The sequence below is a fragment of the Azospirillum sp. 11R-A genome (assembly GCF_049472615.1).
In the GTDB taxonomy this organism is placed as follows: Bacteria; Pseudomonadota; Alphaproteobacteria; order Azospirillales; family Azospirillaceae; genus Azospirillum; species Azospirillum palustre.
In genome coordinates this window covers 1-20,270 of record NZ_JBCEBL010000023.1, presented here as the reverse complement: position 1 = coordinate 20,270, position 20,270 = coordinate 1, and the positions used below count along the sequence as shown (strand labels likewise).

14 protein-coding genes and 3 tRNA genes are annotated in these 20,270 nt (G+C 64.2%); 5 read left to right on the top strand and 12 right to left on the bottom strand.

All coding sequences use genetic code 11. The features are described 5' to 3' along the window. Positions 1-94: 94 nt before the first annotated feature. Positions 95-421 (bottom strand): hypothetical protein, encoded by a 327-nt coding sequence (locus VH569_RS25380; RefSeq protein ID WP_423318946.1) that lies wholly within the window; start codon positions 419-421, stop codon positions 95-97. On the opposite strand from VH569_RS25380, the gene VH569_RS25375 reads away from it, so the two are divergent. Next, positions 420-1,169, top strand: coding sequence for a DMT family transporter (locus VH569_RS25375; RefSeq protein WP_423318944.1), 750 nt, complete (start codon positions 420-422; stop codon positions 1,167-1,169). The genes VH569_RS25380 and VH569_RS25375 overlap by 2 nt on opposite strands. A gap of 155 nt (positions 1,170-1,324) precedes the next feature. Here the strand turns inward: VH569_RS25375 and VH569_RS25370 are convergent. From VH569_RS25370 to VH569_RS25320, 11 genes are all read right to left on the bottom strand, one after another. Beyond that, positions 1,325-1,399, bottom strand: a tRNA-Val gene (locus tag VH569_RS25370). Positions 1,400-1,503: 104 nt separating this feature from the next. Continuing rightward, positions 1,504-1,776 carry an HU family DNA-binding protein gene (locus tag VH569_RS25365; RefSeq protein ID WP_012974523.1) on the bottom strand — a complete coding sequence of 91 codons (273 nt, stop codon included), beginning with the start codon at positions 1,774-1,776 and terminating at the stop codon, positions 1,504-1,506. A gap of 198 nt (positions 1,777-1,974) precedes the next feature. Then, on the bottom strand, positions 1,975-4,389 hold the full coding sequence (gene lon, locus VH569_RS25360; RefSeq protein WP_423318942.1) for an endopeptidase La: 2,415 nt from the start codon (positions 4,387-4,389) through the stop codon (positions 1,975-1,977). Positions 4,390-4,595: 206 nt separating this feature from the next. Then, positions 4,596-6,536 carry a methyl-accepting chemotaxis protein gene (locus tag VH569_RS25355; protein WP_423318940.1) on the bottom strand — a complete coding sequence of 647 codons (1,941 nt, stop codon included), beginning with the start codon at positions 6,534-6,536 and terminating at the stop codon, positions 4,596-4,598. A gap of 417 nt (positions 6,537-6,953) precedes the next feature. After that, positions 6,954-8,216 (bottom strand): ATP-dependent Clp protease ATP-binding subunit ClpX, encoded by a 1,263-nt coding sequence (gene clpX / locus VH569_RS25350; RefSeq protein WP_012974526.1) that lies wholly within the window; start codon positions 8,214-8,216, stop codon positions 6,954-6,956. 286 nt (positions 8,217-8,502) lie between these two features. Then, positions 8,503-9,129, bottom strand: a complete 627-nt coding sequence (gene clpP / locus VH569_RS25345) for an ATP-dependent Clp endopeptidase proteolytic subunit ClpP (protein WP_098739527.1) — start codon at positions 9,127-9,129, stop codon at positions 8,503-8,505. Positions 9,130-9,241: 112 nt separating this feature from the next. After that, positions 9,242-10,585 carry a trigger factor gene (gene tig / locus VH569_RS25340; protein ID WP_377809095.1) on the bottom strand — a complete coding sequence of 448 codons (1,344 nt, stop codon included), beginning with the start codon at positions 10,583-10,585 and terminating at the stop codon, positions 9,242-9,244. 91 nt (positions 10,586-10,676) lie between these two features. Beyond that, positions 10,677-10,761 (bottom strand) — tRNA-Leu (locus tag VH569_RS25335). 137 nt (positions 10,762-10,898) lie between these two features. After that, entirely contained in the window at positions 10,899-12,452 is a 1,554-nt protein-coding gene (locus VH569_RS25330) for a malonyl-CoA decarboxylase (protein WP_423318938.1), read from the bottom strand. A 112-nt stretch (positions 12,453-12,564) separates the two neighbouring features. Further along, positions 12,565-14,028, bottom strand: coding sequence for an NAD(P)H-hydrate dehydratase (locus tag VH569_RS25325; protein WP_423318936.1), 1,464 nt, complete (start codon positions 14,026-14,028; stop codon positions 12,565-12,567). 201 nt (positions 14,029-14,229) lie between these two features. Then, a tRNA-His gene (locus tag VH569_RS25320) sits at positions 14,230-14,305 on the bottom strand. Positions 14,306-14,673: 368 nt separating this feature from the next. Between VH569_RS25320 and VH569_RS25315 the strand changes: the two genes are divergently transcribed. The 4 genes from VH569_RS25315 (at position 14,674) to VH569_RS25300 (ending at position 20,263) form a co-directional block, all read left to right on the top strand. After that, positions 14,674-15,012 (top strand): P-II family nitrogen regulator, encoded by a 339-nt coding sequence (locus tag VH569_RS25315; RefSeq protein WP_012974531.1) that lies wholly within the window; start codon positions 14,674-14,676, stop codon positions 15,010-15,012. Positions 15,013-15,306: 294 nt separating this feature from the next. Beyond that, positions 15,307-16,716, top strand: a complete 1,410-nt coding sequence (glnA, locus tag VH569_RS25310) for a type I glutamate--ammonia ligase (RefSeq protein WP_109050284.1) — start codon at positions 15,307-15,309, stop codon at positions 16,714-16,716. Positions 16,717-17,587: 871 nt separating this feature from the next. Further along, on the top strand, positions 17,588-18,028 hold the full coding sequence (locus tag VH569_RS25305) for a hypothetical protein (protein WP_423318933.1): 441 nt from the start codon (positions 17,588-17,590) through the stop codon (positions 18,026-18,028). Between the two features lie 264 nt (positions 18,029-18,292). Next, positions 18,293-20,263, top strand: a complete 1,971-nt coding sequence (locus tag VH569_RS25300; protein ID WP_423318931.1) for a hypothetical protein — start codon at positions 18,293-18,295, stop codon at positions 20,261-20,263. Positions 20,264-20,270 lie beyond the last annotated feature (7 nt).

Here is a 20,270-nt window from a genome sequence, read left to right as displayed (position 1 = left end):
CCGCGATGTCGATCAAGTCAGAAAGCGCTGTCGGGATCTCGGTTGTGGCCATGGGCTTCCGCAGCTCTCGGGCGGCAGATCCACATTGCCAACGCTACTCACGGGTGGCACCATCGAAATGGCAATTTTGCCACCGAACGGCAATTTTCGAGACTTGCACACCAAAACTGTTGCTGTCGCGCAACGTGTAGAAAGTGGCGCGTAATGTCGCAAGAAGTAATTGCACAACCAGCAATGCTCGCTTGGTGTGAAAAAAGGCCTGAAGCATGCGAATCGCAACGAATGGCAGCATAGCCGCCGCTTCATGGGCTGTGGGCTCCGTTGTCGCATTCTGTGCAGGCAGCGCTGCGGCGAAACTGCTTGGAACGAAGCTTCCGGCCATAGAGACGACGTTCATCCGGTCTCTGGTCGCCGCGGTCATGGTGGCAGGAACATGGCGGCTTCTGGCCGACCTCAAACGGGCCCGGGATTTGCGGGGACACGCCATCCGCTGCCTGTTGGGGGTGGTAGCGATCTTTGGCCTGCTCTATGCCGTCACCGTCCTGCCGTTGGCATTGGCGATGGTTCTCTACATCAGCCGGACATTGATGATGCCCATCGCCGGCCGGTGGATGTTGGGGGAAAGATCAGGAGCATTGGTGTGGAGCGCCGTCGTGCTGGGCTTCGCGGGCGTCCTCCTATCGTCCTGGCCGGAGATGCAGGTTCCTGAATCGCGCATCGGTATCCTGGCCGCCCTGGCCGCCGCCGTGGCCTCCGCCGGATCGCAGACAGCTGTCCGCAGGCTCACCCGCACCAATTCGGCGCCGCTGATCGTCCTGATCTACAGCGCCGTCGCCGTCATCGGCACACTTCCAGCCGCCCTGCCGGTATGGGTGATGCCGCCCATCGCGGATTGGCCGGTTCTTGTTGTGCTGGGGCTGTGCGCCGCCGGTGCGCAGCTTTTCGCCGCTCGCGCTTTCGCTCTGGCTCCCGTCGGCCTCCTGGCGCCTCTGGATCTGCTTGGCGTACCGGTCGGAGCCATAATGGGCTGGCTTCTATTCGGCGAAGTGCCGGGCATGCTGGCCGGAGTTGGCGGGATCTTCGTCCTGCTGGCAGCCCTGACCGTGATGATTATCCCCGCGAAAGCCGCGGGTCTCCGCCATCCGATTGAGCAGTTCGCGAAAGCATGAGATTCATGCACCTCGCGGCGATCCTATTGGAGGAACAATGCCAGACCGCAGCCCTTCTTACATTGCTCCCCGATAAGCGCGGCCCGACTGTTGCCCCGAAACGACGAAAGCCCCTGCGAGGGGCTTTGGCATGGCAGCTAAGTCATTGAAAAAATTGGTGGGCGATGAGGGGATCGAACCCCCGACATTCTCGGTGTAAACGAGACGCTCTACCGCTGAGCTAATCGCCCGAACTGGACAAGCCTTCGCACTGAAAAGCAAGCCGGCCGGGTTGGTGCCCGGCCGGCCGCACTATGCCCTGAGCGGGCCAAAAACTTCAAGCGCTGATAGGCGCTTAGTTCAAGGCGTCCTTCAGGGTCTTGCCGGCCTTGAACTTCGGCTGCTTGGACGCCGGAATGTCGATCTTCTCGCCGGTGCGCGGATTGCGGCCTTCGGTCGCGGGACGCTCAGCGACCGCGAAAGTGCCGAAGCCGACCAGACGGACCTCATCACCGTTCTTCAAGGATTCGGCAATGCTGTCGAACACGGCGTCGACGGCCTTCGTGGCGTCGGTCTTGGACAAACCGGACGCTTCGGCAACATGCGCCACGAGATCGTTCTTGTTCACGCAATCCCCCTTCGAAATTCAGCAAATACTGAAAGACAAAAGCCGCCCCAGGACTTTTCGTCCACGACTTTTTGGAAGCAAAGGATAAGCACAGCGCTTGCCGCCCGTCAATTCCCGACGGGCGGCAAAGCGGCTCTTGTCCCAAAAGTCACGTCAACGGGTGGCGGTCACGATCCGATCGCGACCGCCGCTCCCGGATCAGTGACGCAGAGCCTCGCCGTCGGCACCCTTCTCCTGGGCCTTGGCCGCGGCCGCATCGACCTCCGGCTCAGTCCACTCAATGGGCTCCAGCGGACGGACGAGCGCGTTGCGCAGCACCTCATCCACCGTGCCGACGGGCATGATGTCCAGCCCGCGCTTCACGTTGTCCGGGATGTCCGCCAGATCCTTCTCGTTGTCCTTCGGGATCAGCACATGCTTGATGCCTCCGCGCAGGGCGGCCAGCAGCTTCTCCTTCAGGCCACCGATCGGCAGCACCCTGCCACGCAACGTGATCTCGCCCGTCATCGCCACGTCCTTGCGCACCGGAATGCCGGTCAGCACCGAGACGATGGAGGTGGCCATGGCGACACCGGCCGACGGGCCGTCCTTCGGCGTGGCGCCTTCGGGAACGTGGACGTGGATGTCCTTCTTCTCGAACAGCGTCGGCTTGATGCCGAAGGCGATGGCGCGCGACTTGACGTAGCTCTCGGCCGCCTGGACCGATTCCTTCATCACGTCGCCCAGCTTGCCGGTTGTGGTGACGCGGCCCTTGCCGGGCAGGCCGACGGCCTCGATCGACAGCAGCTCGCCGCCGACCTCGGTCCAGGCCAGACCGGTGGTGACGCCCACCAGATCCTCCAGCTCCGCCTCGCCATAATGGAAACGGCGGACGCCGGCATACTTGTCGAGGTTGCGGCGGGTGACCGCGACCTTGGCGTTGCCGCCCGACTTCAGCAGAATCTCCTTCACCGCCTTGCGGCAGAGGTTGGCGATCTCGCGCTCCAGCGAGCGGACACCGGCTTCCCGGGTGTAGTAGCGGACCAGATCGCGCAGCGCATCGTCGGAGATGGTGAACTCGCCCTTCTTCAGGCCGTTCGCCTCGATCTGCTTCTCGATCAGGTGGCGCTTGGAGATCTCGACCTTCTCGTCCTCGGTGTAGCCGGCGACGCGGATGATCTCCATGCGGTCCAGCAGCGGCTGCGGCATGCGCATCGTGTTGGCGGTGCAGACGAACATCACGTCGGACAGGTCGTAATCGACCTCCAGGTAATGGTCGTTGAAGGTGCCGTTCTGCTCCGGATCCAGAACCTCCAGCAGGGCCGACGACGGGTCGCCGCGCCAGTCGGCGCCGAGCTTGTCGATCTCGTCCAGCAGGAAGAGCGGGTTGGAGGACTTGGCCTTCTTCATGCCCTGGATGACCTTGCCGGGCATCGAGCCGATGTAGGTGCGGCGGTGGCCGCGGACCTCGGCCTCGTCACGGACGCCGCCCAGCGACATGCGGACGAAGTTGCGGCCGGTGGCCTTGCCGATCGACTTGCCGAGCGAGGTTTTGCCGACGCCGGGCGGTCCAACGAGGCAGAGGATCGGACCCTTGACCTTGTTCATGCGGTTCTGGACGGCGAGATACTCAAGGATGCGCTCCTTGACCTTCTCCAGACCGTAATGATCGTCGTCCAGCACCTTTTGGGCCAGCTTCAGGTCACGCTTCACCTTGGTGCGCTTCTTCCACGGAATGGACAGCATCCAATCCAGGTAATTGCGGACCACGGTGGCCTCGGCCGACATCGGGCTCATCGACCGCAGCTTCTTCAGCTCGGCGAGCGCCTTTTCGCGGGCTTCCTTGGAGAAGCGGGTCTTGTTGATCTTCTCTTCAAGCTCCGCCGATTCGTCGCGGCCATCCTCGGTCTCGCCGAGTTCCTTCTGGATCGCCTTCAGCTGCTCGTTCAGGTAGTACTCGCGCTGAGTTTTCTCCATCTGCCGCTTGACGCGGTTGCGGATGCGCTTTTCCACCTGCAGCACGCCGATCTCGCCTTCCATGAAGGCATAGACCCGCTCCAGACGCTCCGACACGGTGGCGCATTCCAGCAGCTGCTGCTTTTCCGGAATCTTCAGCGCCAGATGCGACGCGACGGTGTCGGCCAGCTTGCCGGCTTCCTCGATCTGGTTGATCGAGACCAGCACTTCCGGCGGAATCTTCTTGTTCAGCTTGATGTACTGCTCGAACTGGGAGACGACGGCGCGGCTCAGCGCCTCCAGCTCCTGGTTCTCGCCGGTCTTTTCCTCGACCAGCTCGGCCTGGGCCTGGAAGAACTCCTCATTGTCGGCGAACTTGGTGATGGCGGCCCGCTGGCCGCCTTCCACCAGCACCTTGACGGTCCCGTCCGGCAGCTTGAGCAGCTGCAACACGGTGCCGACGGTGCCGACGCTGTAGATGTCGGCCGGAGTCGGATCGTCCTGCGCGGCGTTCTTCTGGGTGACGAGCAGGATCTGCTTGTCATCCTTCATCACGTCTTCCAACGCGCGCACGGACTTCTCGCGCCCGACGAACAGCGGCACGATCATGTGGGGGAAGACCACGATGTCGCGCAGCGGCAGGACCGGGTAGAGGGCACCACGGGAGAGTTCGATCATGGGCAGGGCCTCAATGAATGGATCGCCGCCAGCCCGGACTGGGCCTGACACAGCCCCCGCCTCGGGTTGAGCGCGGGGATCGCCTACGGCACCCGACTAACGTGGCACACGGCCCTGCGGCCTTCAAGGGGGTGACAACCCCCAAGGGCGGTTTCCAAGCCGCAACCTGGCAGGAAACCGCCGCTTCCCTCCCCGTTTTTGCCGGATCAAGCGGTTTTGAGGCGGTTCACATAGCCATCGACGGTCGTACGCAGGGTTCCGGCCTCATGCGACAGGCCGCGGGACGCGGTCAGCAGCTCTCCGGACGCGACACGCGTGCTTTCGGCGGTGGAAGCGACCTGCCCGATGCTGCCGGACACCTCCACGGTGCCCTGGGCGGCGGCCTGGATGTTGCGGGCGATCTCGCGGGTGGCGGCGTTCTGCTGCTCCACCGCGGCGGCGACGGCCGACGCCGCCTCGCTGATCGCGGCGACGGTGCGGCTGATGGCGTCGATGGCGGTCACGGCACTGCCGCTGACGTCGCGAATCTCACCGACGCGAAGCTGGATGTCGTCGGTGGCCTTCGCGGTCTGACCGGCCAGATTCTTCACCTCGCTGGCGACGACGGCGAATCCCTTGCCCGCTTCGCCGGCCCGGGCGGCTTCGATGGTGGCGTTCAGCGCCAGAAGATTGGTCTGGGAGGCGATGGAGCTGATCATATCGACCACCGAGCCGATGCCGGCAGCACGGTCGGCCAAGGTCGCGACGATCCCGGCCGTGCTGCCGGCCTCGCGCACCGCGTCCTGGGCGATCCGGGACGCATCGTCGATCCGGCGGCTGATTTCGCCGATGGAGGATTGCAGCTGCTCCGCGGCGGTCGCCACCGTCTGGATGTTGCCGTTGGCCAGTTCCGATGCGGATGCCACGGAGGACGAGAGGGACGAGGCGCTTTCCGCGGCCGACGACAGGCGTTCGGAGTTGCTGCGCACGGAGTCCGCCGTGGCGGACAGATGTCCGACCACCGATTCGAGCTGCGCCACGAAATCCTGCGTCGCCCGTTCCATGGTGCGCCGGTTCTCCTCGCGCTGCTCCAGCTCCGTCCGGCGGCGGCCCTCGGCGGCATCGGCCTCGCGGGCGCTGGTTTGCAGCACGTCGATTGCCGCGGCCATCTCGCCGATTTCATCCGAGCGGTTCCGGTGGAGGACGTCGAGGTCACGCCGCCCGCCGGCAATCGCACCGACGATCCGGGCCAGTTCGACGATCGGGCGCGAGGCCCGGCGCGTGATCGCAACCGCCACACCCAGCAATGCGCCGAGCCCGGCGACGATGATTGCGGCCGCCAGCATCAGATGACGCAGAGCCGAGGCATGATGGCTGTCGGCCAGTTCCCGCCCGACAGTGAAGCCGGCGTCGCGGATCACCAGGAGGTCCTGCAGCAGGGGCGAGGCCGAGCGGCGCCATTCCGCACCGTCCAGGTCATAGGGTTTGCCGGCCCGCGATGCGGTCAGAACGCGGGTCTTGAAGCCGCCGAAACCCTGAATATAGCCTTTCCGGGCAGTCTCCAGCGCCGTGCGCAGGGCCGGCTCCATCTCGCCGGTGACGATATCGTCCTCGACCGACTCCCAATTGGCCGAGATCCGCCCCTCCAGCGTCATCGCCTCCGCTTCGGCTTCCGGGGTCATCGGCTTGCCGGTTCCGAGTGCGCGCAGATAGAGGACCGACTGCTGGCCGGCCATCTCCCGCAGTTGGGCGGCGCGAACCGCGATATCGGCCCGGTCGCCGACGGTCGAATCGAGGTCGTTCAAACGATGGCCAAGACGGTTCATCGTCACCCCGACCTGGCTCGTGACCTTGACCATGCCGGCGAAGAACTGCGCCGAGGCATCCGCCGGGCGGCCGGCCCGGTCCTTCACCAGCCAGCCGTCGACCTGGGTGCGGACGGTCGCCAGACTGTTGCCCAAGGCAGCGGTCTCGTCGGTGGATTTGGGGTCGCCCAGCGCCCTGGCGGCGGCAACGTAGCGGGCGAGCGCGGCGTCAGACTGCGCGCGGGCCTTCTTGAGGGAGTCCCGGCCGGCGTCATCGATCGCCGTCCCTGCCGTCAGCGGCAGGTTGACGACGCCACGCTCAAGCGCCATCGACTCGTTCACAGCGGTGGCGGCGCCGAGCACGTCAACCACGTCCCTGGCGGCTGACGCCCGACCGGCCGAGTTGATTTCCTGCACCGCAAGCCAAGTCGCCGGAACCGAAGCGACCGCGCCAACGCATGCCAAGCAAACGTAAAGGAAACTGCGTATTTTCATTTCCCGCCCACCGCAATATTCGTACGCAAACAATGGATAGTGGAGATGCCAAGCCTGGAATGAAGGCAGCTCACCCACCCTACCCGATGTTTCGGCACCGACATTAAGGCTTTATCTTTTTACATTCGTTAAATTTGCTGAATTGATTCGCTTTTTCCACGGTTTACATCAGACGAGCCCAATGCAGAGAATGGTTTTATTGGGATATGCCGCAACAATCGGAAAAAGAAAAAGGGACGCCGAAGCGTCCCTTTTTTGATATCCGCACCGGGAAAATCCAGACGGTTATGCCCCAGGCGCTTCACTGCGCCGTTCCGCATGGACGTAGAGCGGCTTGGCCCGCCCTTCAACCACTTCCTTGTTGACCAGGATGCTCTCGATGCCGGTCAGGCCCGGCAGATCGAACATCGGGTCGAGCAGGATGGCTTCCATGATCGACCGCAGGCCGCGGGCACCGGTCTTGCGGGCAATCGCCTTGTGGGCGATGGCACGCATGGCGTCCTCGGAGAACTCCAGATGGACGTCCTCCATCTCGAACAGGCGCTGGTACTGCTTGACCAGGGCGTTCTTCGGCTTGCTGAGGATCTCGACCAGCGCCGCCTCGTCCAGATCGGACAGGGTGGCCAGAACCGGCAGGCGGCCGATGAATTCCGGGATCAGGCCGAACTTCAGCAGATCCTCGGGCTCGACCTCGTGCAGGATCTCACCGGTGGCGCGTTCGTCGGCGGAGCGCACATCGGCGCCGAAGCCGATGCTGGTGCCCTTGCCGCGCTGGGCGATGATCTTGTCCAGGCCGGCGAAGGCGCCGCCGCAGATGAACAGGATGTTGCTGGTGTCGACCTGCAGGAATTCCTGCTGCGGATGCTTGCGCCCGCCCTGCGGCGGCACGGAGGCGACGGTGCCCTCCATGATCTTCAGCAGAGCCTGCTGCACGCCCTCGCCCGACACGTCGCGGGTGATCGACGGGTTGTCGGACTTGCGGCTGATCTTGTCGACCTCGTCGATGTAGACGATGCCGCGCTGCGCCCGCTCGACATTGTAGTCGGCGGCCTGGAGCAGCTTGAGGATGATGTTCTCGACGTCTTCGCCGACGTAACCGGCTTCGGTCAGCGTCGTGGCATCGGCCATGGTGAAGGGAACGTCGATGATGCGGGCCAGGGTCTGGGCCAGCAGCGTCTTGCCGCAGCCGGTCGGGCCGATCAGCAGGATGTTCGACTTCGCCAGTTCGACGTCGTTGTGCTTCGTCCCGTGGGCGAGGCGCTTGTAGTGGTTGTGGACCGCCACCGACAGCACGCGCTTGGCGTAGGACTGTCCGATGACGTAATCGTCGAGCACCGCATGAATGTCGCGCGGAGTCGGAACCCCATCGCGGGACTTCACGAGGGTCGTCTTGTTCTCCTCGCGAATGATGTCCATGCACAGTTCGACGCATTCATCGCAGATGAACACCGTCGGACCGGCAATCAGCTTGCGGACCTCGTGCTGGCTCTTGCCGCAGAAGGAGCAGTAGAGCGTATTCTTCGAATCGCCGCTGCTGGACTTGCTCATCGGTACTCCGTCATCTCGCGGGAGGCGTGGCCCCTGGGGCCATGCCCGTTCGCGGCGCCCCCCGACGCCGGTCCTACTCAGGTTATCGCGGACGGCGTCCGCGACAAGGTCATGCGCCGTTTTGGCGACGCATCACGATCCGCATAGCCGGGTCCCTTGCGAGACTCTCCCCATTCGGGACCGGCTCCTTATCGGAACCGGTCCATGACCGGATCGTGTCACCGCCATTCAACAACAGCGTCACGACCCGATCAACCCTTTGTTGGGAGGGCCGAGGACCCGCGGCTTACGAATGATGGTCGACGCCCGGGCGCTTCTCCACCACCTCGTCGATCAGACCGAAGGCCTTCGCCTCTTCCGGCGACATGAACTTGTCGCGCTCCATGGCGGTCTCGATGGTGTCGAGGTCCTGCCCGGTGTGCTTGACGTAGATGTCGTTCAGACGCGAGCGCAGCTTCAGGATTTCCTGGGCCTGGATTTCGATGTCCGAGGCCTGACCCTGGGCGCCGCCCGACGGCTGGTGGATCATGATGCGGCTGTTGGGCAGCGAGAAGCGCTTGCCCGGCGCGCCGGCGGCCAGCAGAAGCGAGCCCATCGAGGCGGCCTGCCCCATGCACACCGTCGACACCTGCGGACGGATGTACTGCATGGTGTCGTAGATGGCGAGGCCGGCCGAGACGTAGCCGCCCGGCGAATTGATGTAGATCGCGATGTCCTTGTTCGGGTTCTCCGACTCAAGGAACAGCAGCTGCGAGCAGATCAGGCTGGCGACGGCGTCGTTCACTCCGCCGATCAGGAAGATGATCCGCTCCTTCAGCAGGCGCGAATAGATGTCGTACGCGCGCTCACCCCGGTTGGTCTGTTCGATGACCATCGGGACCAGAGCATTCATCTTCGGCTCGAAGTCGTACATGTGTTCTTCCCTGCCCCCGCAGTTGGCTGAACCGGTGATCGTTGCCGGCACGGAACCACATATAGGAACCTTTGGGGGCGGATGGTAGTCCGCCCCCACTCCTTTTGGGGAGTTAGGCCGCCGCAGACTCGTTGCCTGCCTCGTCCTCGTCCTTCGTCAGCTCTTCGACGCTGACGGTCTTCTCGGTGACCTTGGCCTGATCCAGGATGTGGTCGACGACCTTGTCCTCGAAGATCGGGGCGCGGAGGTTCTCGAGCGCCTGCTGGTTCTGCTTGAAGAACTCGAACACCTGACGCTCCTGACCGGGGAAGCGGCGGGCTTCGTTGATCAGGGCGCGGTTGACCTCGTCCTGGGTGACCTGGATGTTGTTGCGGCGGCCGACTTCCGACAGCAGCAGACCCAGGCGGACGCGGCGCTCGGCGATCGAGCGGTACTCGGCCTTCAGCTCGTCCTCGGGCTTGTCGGCGTCCTCGCCGGCGGTGCCGTTCTTCAGCTCTTCCTGCAGGCGGGCCCAGATGCCCTCGAACTCGATGTCGACCATGCCGGCCGGCACCTCGAAGGAATGGGCCTCGGCCAGCTTGTCGAGCAGCTGGCGCTTCACGCGCAGGCGCGACAGGCCGTCATACTCGCCCTTGATGCGGTCGCGGATCGCTTCGCGCATCTTCTCCAGGCTCTCCATGCCGAACTCCTTGGCGAGCTCGTCATTGACCTCGGCCGGGACGTTCTTGCGCAGCTCCTTCACGTCGACCTCGAAGACCGTCGCAGCACCCTTCAGGCGCTCGTGCGGGTAGTCTTCCGGGAAGGTGACGTTGACGGTGCGGTGCTCGCCGGCCTTGACGCCGACCAGCTGCTCCTCGAAGCCCGGAACGAAACGGCCGGCACCCAGCTCCAGCGGGTAGTCCTTGCCGTCCATGCCTTCCAGCGCCTCGCCGTCGACCGTGCCGGCGAAGTCGATCACGGCGATGTCGCCGGTCTCGGCAGCGCGATCCTCGGTGACCGGGGCCTGGGTCGAGTGGGCGGAAGCCAGACGGGTGACCGCCTCGTTCACCGCCTCTTCGCTCACCTCGGCGACCGGCTTCTCCAGCTCCAGGCCGGTGAACTCGCCCGGCTCGACGTCCGGCAGCAGCTCGACCGCCATCTTGTAGGTGAGGTCGCCGCCGTCCTCGTACTTCTCGACCTCGATCTTCGGCTGCAGGGCGACGCGCAGGCCGCGCTCGCTCAGCGCCTGGCGCGAGCTGTCGGAGATGGCGTCTTCCAGCACCTCGGACAGCACGCCGCCGAAATAGCGCTGCTTGATCACGGTGACCGGCACCTTGCCCGGACGGAAGCCCGGCAGCTGGACCGTACGGCGCAGCTCTTCCAGCTTGCCGTTCACCTTCTCTTCGATGTCCTTGGCGGAAATGACGACCTGAAATTCGCGCTTGAGGCCGTCGGTGCTGGTCTCGGTGATGTTCATCGGAACGAAAGCCTATCTCGTTGGTCCGGCCCGGCGGCGCCCGTCCGGGCGGCCCGAATCCGTGTTGTCCATGCGGTCCAAGGTGTTGCCATGGTGCGGGCGAAGGGACTTGAACCCATACGACCGAAGTCACTGGAACCTAAATCCAGCGCGTCTACCAATTCCGCCACGCCCGCGTTCATGGCAAAGGCAGCCGCGACGGGTGCGCAAACACCCGCCGGACCGCCGGCGAAGTCCGGTCTATAGCACAGCGCGGCGGAAGCAAACAGGCAAATTGGACCCGTCCGAGAGAGTGAGGCCCGGTCTTTTCGCGTCAGCCGCCGGCCTTGCCCCCCGCCTTGCTCCCTGCCCTGTCCAGCGACCGTACGGCGGACGATGTGATGATGCGCCCCTCGCCGGTGTAGGCCTCGTGGTTGGCGTCGATCTCGCCCAGCCGGTAGCGGTAGTTGATCATCATCCCCAGCGACTGTTTCAGCCCTTTGGCCGATTTGTCGGCCAGCCAGTTCAGCCGCTCCATCCGGGCACCGTTGGTCAGGTGGAAATGCGCGACCGGATCGAGCGCGCGGGCGCGGCCATGGCCCTTCCCCTCCTGCACAGTGGTCAGGTAATGGACGCCCAGCCGCATCAGCGGGCCGCGCAGACGTTTCTGCAACTCCTCGTCCTCAGCCCAGCCGGAACGGGCGAGCGCGCGGGCGAGCAGCGGTGATTCGTCGGCGCCGACATCGCCTTCGGTGGAAGCGTCCGCATCGTCCGCCCGGTCAAGTTCGGCCAGCCGCTCCGCGATGCGTTCGGCCTCCGTGTTGGTCAGCAGGGCGTCGCCGTCGCGGTCGAGCGCGCGGTCGAACCAACGCCGGAACCCCGGAATGGGTGACAGGGTGGCGTAGCAGGTGATGTTGGGGAACTCGGTCGCCAGCCCGTCGACCACGCGTTTGATCAGGAAATTGCCGAAGCTGATGCCGGCAAGCCCGACCTGGGCGTTGGAGATCGAGTAGAAGATGGCGCTGTCGGCGCTTTTCGGATCGCAGACCGGTGCGGTCGGGTCGAGCAGCGCCTGCACATTGTCCGACATGCCCTGCACCAGGGCAACCTCTACGAAGATCAGCGGTTCGTGCGGCATGCGCGGGTGGAAGAAGGCGAAACAGCGTCGGTCCGAATCGAGCCGGTCCTTCAGATCCTGCCAGCCGCTGATCTCGTGGACCGCCTCGTACTTGATCAGCTTTTCCAGCAGCGAGGCCGGGCTGTCCCAGGTGATGCGGTGCATCTCCAGGAAGCCGACGTCGAACCAGGCGCGCAGCAGATTCTTCAGATCGTCTTCCAGCGCCTGAAGCAGGGGTTCGCCGCGCGCCATCTCCATCAGCTCGGCGCGCAGGTCGACCAGGAACTTCACCCCCTCCGGCAGGGCGTTGAACTGGGTCAGCAGCCGGAGGCGCGGCGGTTCCAGCGCGCGGCGCAAGGCCCGTTCGGCATGGCCGCGGGCCACCGGGTCGGTGGCCGCCTGGAAGGTCGCCATCGCGTCCATCACCGCGTCGCGGTCGACGTCGAAGTCGCGCGCGAGCATCAGAAGGAAATTGCGTCGCCCCTGGGGATCGAGCGCCAGATAGGTGCGGCCGAGCTGGGCGGCGCGGGCGCGGGCCGAAACCTCGCCGCCCCGCGATTCCAGGCAGGCCTCGATCTGCTCCTTCAGACGCTCGGCGTCCTCCCTGGGCAGATGGGTGCGCGGCGGTGCCCCCACGGCGCCGCGGGCCGAGGCCGCGATCTCGCGCCAGCGGGTGCGCAGGTTGTCCAGCGCGCGGTCGAGGAAATTGGGCTGCGCGGCCTGGGATGGCGGCACAGGCTCCAGGATGGTGGTGTCGGGTGCGTCGCTCATACCCCGGAGTCTGGCCCTGCCGGCGCTCTACCGCAAGGGGGCGCGCGGACGCCGTCGTCAGGGGTACCGCCAACGCCGCCTTCGGACCGCCCCCGGCCGTCCTTGGCGGGGGTTATCCCTGCGCTTTCAACGCCTTCAGCACACCGGGCAGCGCCCCCGCCAGATCGTCGGAGATCAGGCCGGGACCGAGCGCGCGCCCGGCCTCGCCATGCAGCCAGACCGCGGTGCAGGCGGCCTCGAACCCGTTCATCCCCTGCGCCAGCAGCCCCAGCACGATGCCGGCCAGCACATCGCCGGTCCCGGCGGTGGCGAGATCGGGCGGCGCATTGACGTTGACCACGGCACGTCCATCCGGGGCGGCCACCACGGTGTCGGCCCCCTTCAGCACGACGACAGCGCCGGAGCGCGCAGCGGCGGCGCGCACCCGCGACAGCTTGTCGCCGTCCATGCCCACGGAATCGCCGAACAGCCGGGCGAATTCCCCCTCATGCGGGGTGAGAACACAGCGCTGGTCGAGCCGGTCGAGCAGTTCGTCCGCCGATTCGGCAAAGCTGGTCAGGGCGTCGGCATCCAGCACGCAGGCGCGGCGGGCGTCCAGCGCGGCCATCACCGCGGCGCGGGTCTGCACGCCCCTGCCCGCCCCCGGCCCGACCAGCACCGCATTCCTGCGCGGGTCCTGCAGCAGCCGTGCAAAGGCGCCGGCATCCTCCAGCGGATCGACGATCACGCTGGCGCAGCCGGCGGCATAGACCGGAAAGGCCTCCGGCGGGCAGGCGATGGTGACCAGCCCAGCCCCGGCGCGGAGTGCGGCGACCGAAGCGAGCCGCGCCGCGCCCGTCATCCGCGCGCCGCCCAGCACCACCGCATGGCCGCGCGCATATTTGTGGCCATCCAGCGCCGGCCAGGGGAAGCGGTGGCTCCACAGCGACGGCTCGTTGACCGCGGTCTGCGGCGCGATGCCGTCGAGCACCCGGTCCGGAATGCCGATGTCGGCGACCACCACCTCGCCGCACAGGGTGCGTCCGGGCAGCAGCACATGGCCGGGCTTGCGGCGGAAGAAGGTGACGGTCAGCGCCGCCTGCGGTGCGGCGCCGAGCACCCGCCCGCTGTCGCCATGCAGGCCACTCGGCACGTCGACGGCGACGACGGTGCGGCCCTCCATCGCCTCGACGATGGCGCGGGCGAGGCCGTCGAGCGGCCGGGTCAGGCCGGCACCGAACAGCGCGTCGATGACCAGGGGGTTGCCCTTCAGGATGTAGGGATCGGCCGCCTCGATCGGGCCGGGCCAGCGCTCCGCCGCCACCGCGGCATCGCCGGTCAGGGCCGAGCGGGTGCCGAGCAGCGCCAGCCGCACCGGCCAGCCGGCCTCCAGCAGCAGCCGGGCGATGACGAAGCCGTCGCCCCCATTGTTGCCGGGGCCGCAGAGCACGGCGGTCGGATGCGGCGCCCAGCGCTCGCACACCGCCCGGACCACGGCGGCTCCGGCAGCCTCCATCAGGGCCGGACCGGGCACTCCGGCGGCAATCGTCAGCTGGTCGGCCCGATACATCTCCGCGACGGACAGAAGCTCATCCATCCCCCACTCTCCCCCACCCCTGGCCGACCCTGGCTTGCCTTGCCGTTTCCTGGGCGGGCGAAGACGCGCACGCCCGCTCTACCCGTAGGCGATGTCACCACCCGGGAAAATCCACGCCGACATGCGAAAAACGTCCGCGACGGCGGTTGAGCCGTGCGGACGTTTATAGAACAGAATTTTTCCAAGACGCGAAGAAGAAGATGGGGCGATGGATGGGACTCGAACCCACGACCGCTCGGACCACAACCGAGAGCTCTACCAACTGAGCTACCACCGCCGCCGTCAGCGTTTCCGCCGTCGGGAGCCGCGTTATGCTCCACCGCGGCTGGCCGGTCAAGCGGCTTTTTCACGAAAAGCGAAAAAACTTCTTTCGGAGCGGACCGGCACCCCTTTCTCCCATCCGATGGGACCTTTGAACGTCGGTTGGCGCGGAGCGCTTGCGCCAGTTGCACAAATATTGTTCACTCCGCTGAATCCTTCGGCAGCACCCTGCCCCATCGGACGGCATCCGACCGTCTTATGACCAGCGTCGATGCCGCCGGACCGGATCGGCCGAATGTGGCACGCTCCATGCTTACCGTCGTCGCTGTCGGCAGTGCCGTGGACGGTGCCTGCCGGCGTTGGCACCTCGTACACGAGAGACCCATGAAGAAGATCGAAGCCATCATCAAGCCGTTCAAACTCGACGAGGTGAAGGAAGCCCTTCACGAAGTCGGGATCAAGGGGATCACCGTCACCGAAGCCAAGGGCTTCGGCCGCCAGAAGGGCCATACGGAGCTTTACCGCGGCGCGGAATACGTCGTGGACTTCCTGCCGAAGGTGAAGATCGAGGTGGTGATGGAAGACTCCCTGGTGGAACGGGCGATCGAGGCGATCCAGCAGGCCGCGCATACCGGCCGCATCGGCGACGGCAAGATCTTCGTCACGCCCGTGGAGGAAGTTGTCCGCATCCGCACCGGTGAGAAGGGCGCCGACGCGATCTGATCGCGCGACGTCCTCGCCTCGACCCTTCCGACCGGCCTCCCTCCGACCAGCATCCGCCAACATGCGCCGCTTTCCCCTCCCCCTCATGCCGGCCCCGGCCGCACACCTCGCCGAACGGCCGAAGGCCGCCTATGGCGAACGTGCGACTTTTTGGGTTGGCGCGTTGTGCGGGGAAGAAAGGCGTGAGATAACGTCCGCCGCGAGCGCCGCCCTCCGCCGCCAAAGCCCCGTAGGGGCTTCGACAGCGGCTTGACGCAGCGGGATCCAACCCTCTTAAAGCGTGGAAAAAGAGACATGTCCGACATCAGCAAGGTCTTCGACCTGATCAAGGAACACGACGTCAAGTACGTGGACCTGCGCTTCACCGACCCGCGCGGCAAGCTGCACCACACCGCTCAGCACGTCTCCACCATCGACGAGGACGTGTTCGAAGACGGCATCATGTTCGACGGTTCCTCGATCGCCGGCTGGAAGGGCATCGAAGAGTCGGACATGATCCTGAAGCTGGACCCGACGACGGCCGTGATGGATCCGTTCGCCGCCCAGCCGACGCTGAACATCCTCTGCGACGTGTACGATCCGGGCACCGGCGGTTCCTATGCCCGCTGCCCGCGCGGCATCGCCAAGGCCGCCGAGCGCTACACCGCTTCGGCCGGCATCGGCGACACCGTCTTCTTCGGTCCGGAAGCCGAATTCTTTGTGTTCGACGACGTGAAGTATTCCGTCGACATGAACAAGGTGTCGTACGAGTTCGCCTCGGACGAGGGTTCCTACTCGTCGGGCAAGGACTATGAGGACGGCAACCTGGGCCACCGCCCGGGTACCAAGGGCGGCTACTTCCCGGTCGCTCCGGTCGACAGCTGCAACGACCTGCGCGCCGAGATGCTGAGCGTCCTGGCCGAGATGGGCGTTCCGGTCGAGAAGCACCACCACGAGGTGGCCGCCGCCCAGCACGAGCTGGGCATCAAGTTCGACACGCTGGTCCGCACCGGCGACAACATGCAGTACTACAAGTACGTGGTGCACAACGTCGCCCACGCCTACGGCAAGTCGGCCACCTTCATGCCGAAGCCGGTGTTCGGCGACAACGGTTCGGGCATGCACTGCCACCAGTCGATCTGGAAGGATGGCCAGCCGCTGTTCGCCGGCAACCAGTATGCCGACCTGTCGGAGCTGGCGCTGTACTACATCGGCGGCATCATCAAGCATGCCAAGTCGCTGAACGCCTTCACCAACCCGTCGACCAACAGCTACAAGCGCCTGGTCCCGGGCTATGAGGCCCCGGTCCTGCTGGCCTACTCGGCCCGCAACCGTTCGGCGTCCTGCCGCATCCCGTACGTCGCCTCGCCGAAGGGCAAGCGCGTCGAGGTCCGCTTCCCGGATCCGTCGGCCAACCCGTACCTGGCCTTCGCCGCCATGCTGATGGCCGGCCTGGACGGCATCCAGAACAAGATCCACCCCGGCGACGCGATGGACAAGAACCTGTACGACCTGCCGCCGGACGAGCTGGCCAAGGTTCCGACGGTTTGCGGCTCGCTGCGCGAAGCGCTCACCGCGCTGCGCGAGGACAACGAGTACCTGCGCAAGGGCGATGTCTTCTCGGCCGACATGATCGACGGCTACATCGACCTCCGCACGGAAGAGATGATGGCCTTCGAGACCATGCCGCACCCGATCGAGTACAAGATGTACTACTCGGTTTGATTTGGTCCCGGAAACACTAAGCTTCTCATCACTTCGGAAACGGAGGGTGTACCGGCTCGGTGTACCTAGTCAAGAGGCTCCCTGGGAAACCGGGGGGCCTTTTTTCTTTTCGGCTACTGGCGCACTTCCCTGCGCCCCTGGGAAGCCTGCGGAGGGGCGCCCTGCTGCGGGCTGCCCTGACCGCTACCGATGCAGCCGATACCGGCCCGAATGACTCAGCGGGCACCGCTGCGGCTCCCTGTGGGCCATGGATCAGCGGGAGGGAGGTGTGGGACTCCAGATGGAACCAACAACCCCCGGCCCTCTTGGAAAAGGCACTTCGCAAATAGGGGCTAAAGGTCGGCGTGGTTGATGTTGCTACCCCTGCCCCTAGGCGCCCCGTCAGCCCTTAGCGGTGCGGCCCTTCTCGCAGCTTTCCCACCGCCCTACGATCCGAGCGGCCGCAGGCAACCGACCAGAGCGCCGGTAAGCAACCTGGACGCTGTTGGGGGCCGCCGAAGTTGTCGGCGCTGTCTGAATTTTTCTAATTATTTCAGGCCTCTAATTGATATACGGGCCTAATTCCCCCGCCCTTAGAGAGCATCGCGGACACAGCCGATCCATCGGCCCGCCGCTATTCACCCACCCTTAGGAGAAAAGCACGGATCGCGGCCTGCCTGTGGCTGCCCGCCTGCGGCTTCCTGCGTAATCCAACCACCCTTAGAGCGAAGCCGGCGGACACAGCCGACCCGCGGGCCTGCGCTTATTCCCCCACCCTTAGAGAGAACAGCCGCGACCACGGTTGGGCTGCGCATTTCCTATTCACCCACCCTGAGAGAGCGACGCAATCCGCACCGCTCCGACCAACCACGCATCTGAAGAGAGCCTGACCATGACCAACTACATTAACGCCCGTGCCCAGACCAACATTGATACCGAATATCAGAACATGATGATCCATCTTGAAGCCGCACAGAGCAAGCTGCTCGCTAAGTATGGAATGACCAGCACCGATATCCCGGCTCTGATGCGGAAGCTGATGTCTTCCCTTGATGGAATCCTTCCTGAGATGAGCCATAAAGATGAGAAGCGTTTTCTTATCTACAGTGGGATGCTTGAAACGAAAAAGTACGTTGAAGCATTTGAGGAGCTTATCAAGGCAAAAAAGGAGATCAATTCTCTGCATGACGAGATCGATGGTCTTCATAGGCATATCGACATGCTTTATGAGACCGGACAATTTGATGATGAGGAAGACGCCGATGATGTTCAGGAGCTTGGAGTTGATGCGCCTGCTAATGATAACCGACAGGGGCTTTACCCTGTAACCTAAGCCCACAATCCGGAAATATTCATCTTTCTGCGCTACCGTGAGAGCAATAATCTTTCAGACCATCTGCGGTAGTGCAGAGTAGGCACCATAAGAGAGACGTGCGCTGGAATGAATGGAGTGCACCACAGGCGCATGGATACGAACAAACATAAGAAAGATAACCACCTAAGCCTCTGATTCACTCAGAACAAGGGGGATGCCTCTATTAGATAAGTAGAGAAGCTTCCCCTTTAATCTTATCTACCAATCCCTAATAGGAAAACCATGAAACTTACCGACCTCCCGGCCGCTACGGCTGCGGACAATGCACCCCTATGTCCTATGGATCATGAATGTGGTTCGCTTTCTACTATCACGATTGATTGTTTGAAGGAGTATTTCACTTCGGTGGGCCATAGCCCTAGCCCCTCGATGTGGGAAGCTCTGTCCGATCAGGCAAAGGCTATGGAGGCGATGGCAAGCGGCACAGCCCGTCCGACCCTCTACCTGTCATCCCTGGACCCAGGGGTAGGCAAGACCCAGACCCTCTACGCCTTTGTCCGCAACCTTGTGCGCTCCCCTGCCCATGCTGGCGTTGGGGTGCTGATCTGTCTTGGTCGGCTGGAAGAGGTCCGCAGCTTCCTTCAGGGCATGAACGCCTTCGGAGCACTGCCGCCTACCGCCGTCGCCATCATGACCAGCGACCCCGCCTTGAACGCTCTTGGTCATCCGGTGCCCCAAGAGGCGCAGGTGTTGGTAACGACCCACCAGCGTTTGGAGCGGATGCGGGGCCGTCGGTTGTCCGAAGCGGTTGCTTTCTCCTATCAAGGCAGACCAAGGGCGGTTCGGGTATGGGATGAATCGTTCCTTCCCGCCCGTGCCGTGGTGCTGAACACCAACACCGTTGCCGGCCTGCTGGAAACCCTGTCTACCGTCAACCCTGACCTACGCGCCCGGATCAAGGCGATGATGGATGAGGTCGAGAAGCTCCCCGACAACAGCACCTACGCCGTTCCTGACTTCGCGGCGGAGTTTGGTATTGGGCTTCCGAAGGTGATGCGGGCAATGGGGCGGAGGGCACCCACAAGGCTGAAGGATGCCGCGGCCGACCTGTGGCACCTGTCGGGGCGAACAGCCAACGTCCGATGCGGTAACAGGGATGGTTGGGCTTTGGTGGATTACCGGGAAAGCCTTCCGCCTGATATGGCCCCCATGCTCATTCTGGATGCGTCGGGGCGTGTGCGGGCCACCTACGACGACATAGAAGCCCGTGGCCTACTGGTGAGACTCCAATCGGCTGTGAAGCGGTACGACAACCTCACCGTCCATCTGTGGGACAAGGGAGGCGGGAAATCCTCCTTCGCCCTGCATGGTGATGGACTGTGCAAGGAGGTTGCCCGCACGGTCCTGACAAGGCCGCAGGAACCTTGGTTGGTCATCGTCCACAAGCCCCACCCAACCGGAGGGGATTACGAGCGGCTGATTCGTCAGCATCTACAGGGGGCCGACGTAGATGTAGCCTTCCTGACGTGGGGCAACCACATGGCGACCAACGCCTACGTGGATCGGCCGAACGTGATCCTTGCCGGAACGCTGTTCTACGGCACCGCACAGTATGAGGCCCTGAAGCGATCCGTTACCAATCAGCGGGCATCCGACGCCTGTGTGAGCGCTGAAGCGATTGCGCGGGTGAAGGCCGGGGAGACGATGCACCATCTCCTACAAGCCCTTTGCCGGGCTTCTGTGCGTCGCTGCGAGGGTGATGGTTGCCCGCCTACCAACGCCTACGTTATCGGCGACAGTCGCCATGACTTCCAAGGTGCGCTTGCGAAAGCGTTCCCAGGGGCGAGGGTGAAGCCATGGCGGCCTGAGGGGCTGAAGCTGACCGGGCACGTCTCAAAAGCTATCACTTGTTTAGAAGGTATCGCAGTAAGGGCTAATGCTGGCGACAAGGTTAAGTTCACGTACATTGCCAATTCACTCGGAATAACGGCAGAAAATTTCAACAAGGATATCAGATCGCACCCCGCATTCCGCGAGGCTTTAGCAGGACGCGGAAAAACGAACATATTTTGGCTTTTTGCCTCCGCTGAGGCTTGGAAATGGCGTTTCGGCGCCCGTTTTTGTCAGAATGGAGCGCCTTTTCGCGCTCCGAGCCGCCCGGAGCCGCCGTTCAGGCGGAGTCCGGGCGTGATTATGCCGCCGCCAACAGCTTGGGCAGGCGGATCAGGTTGTAGGCAGTGGCGGTCAGGGTGAACATCCA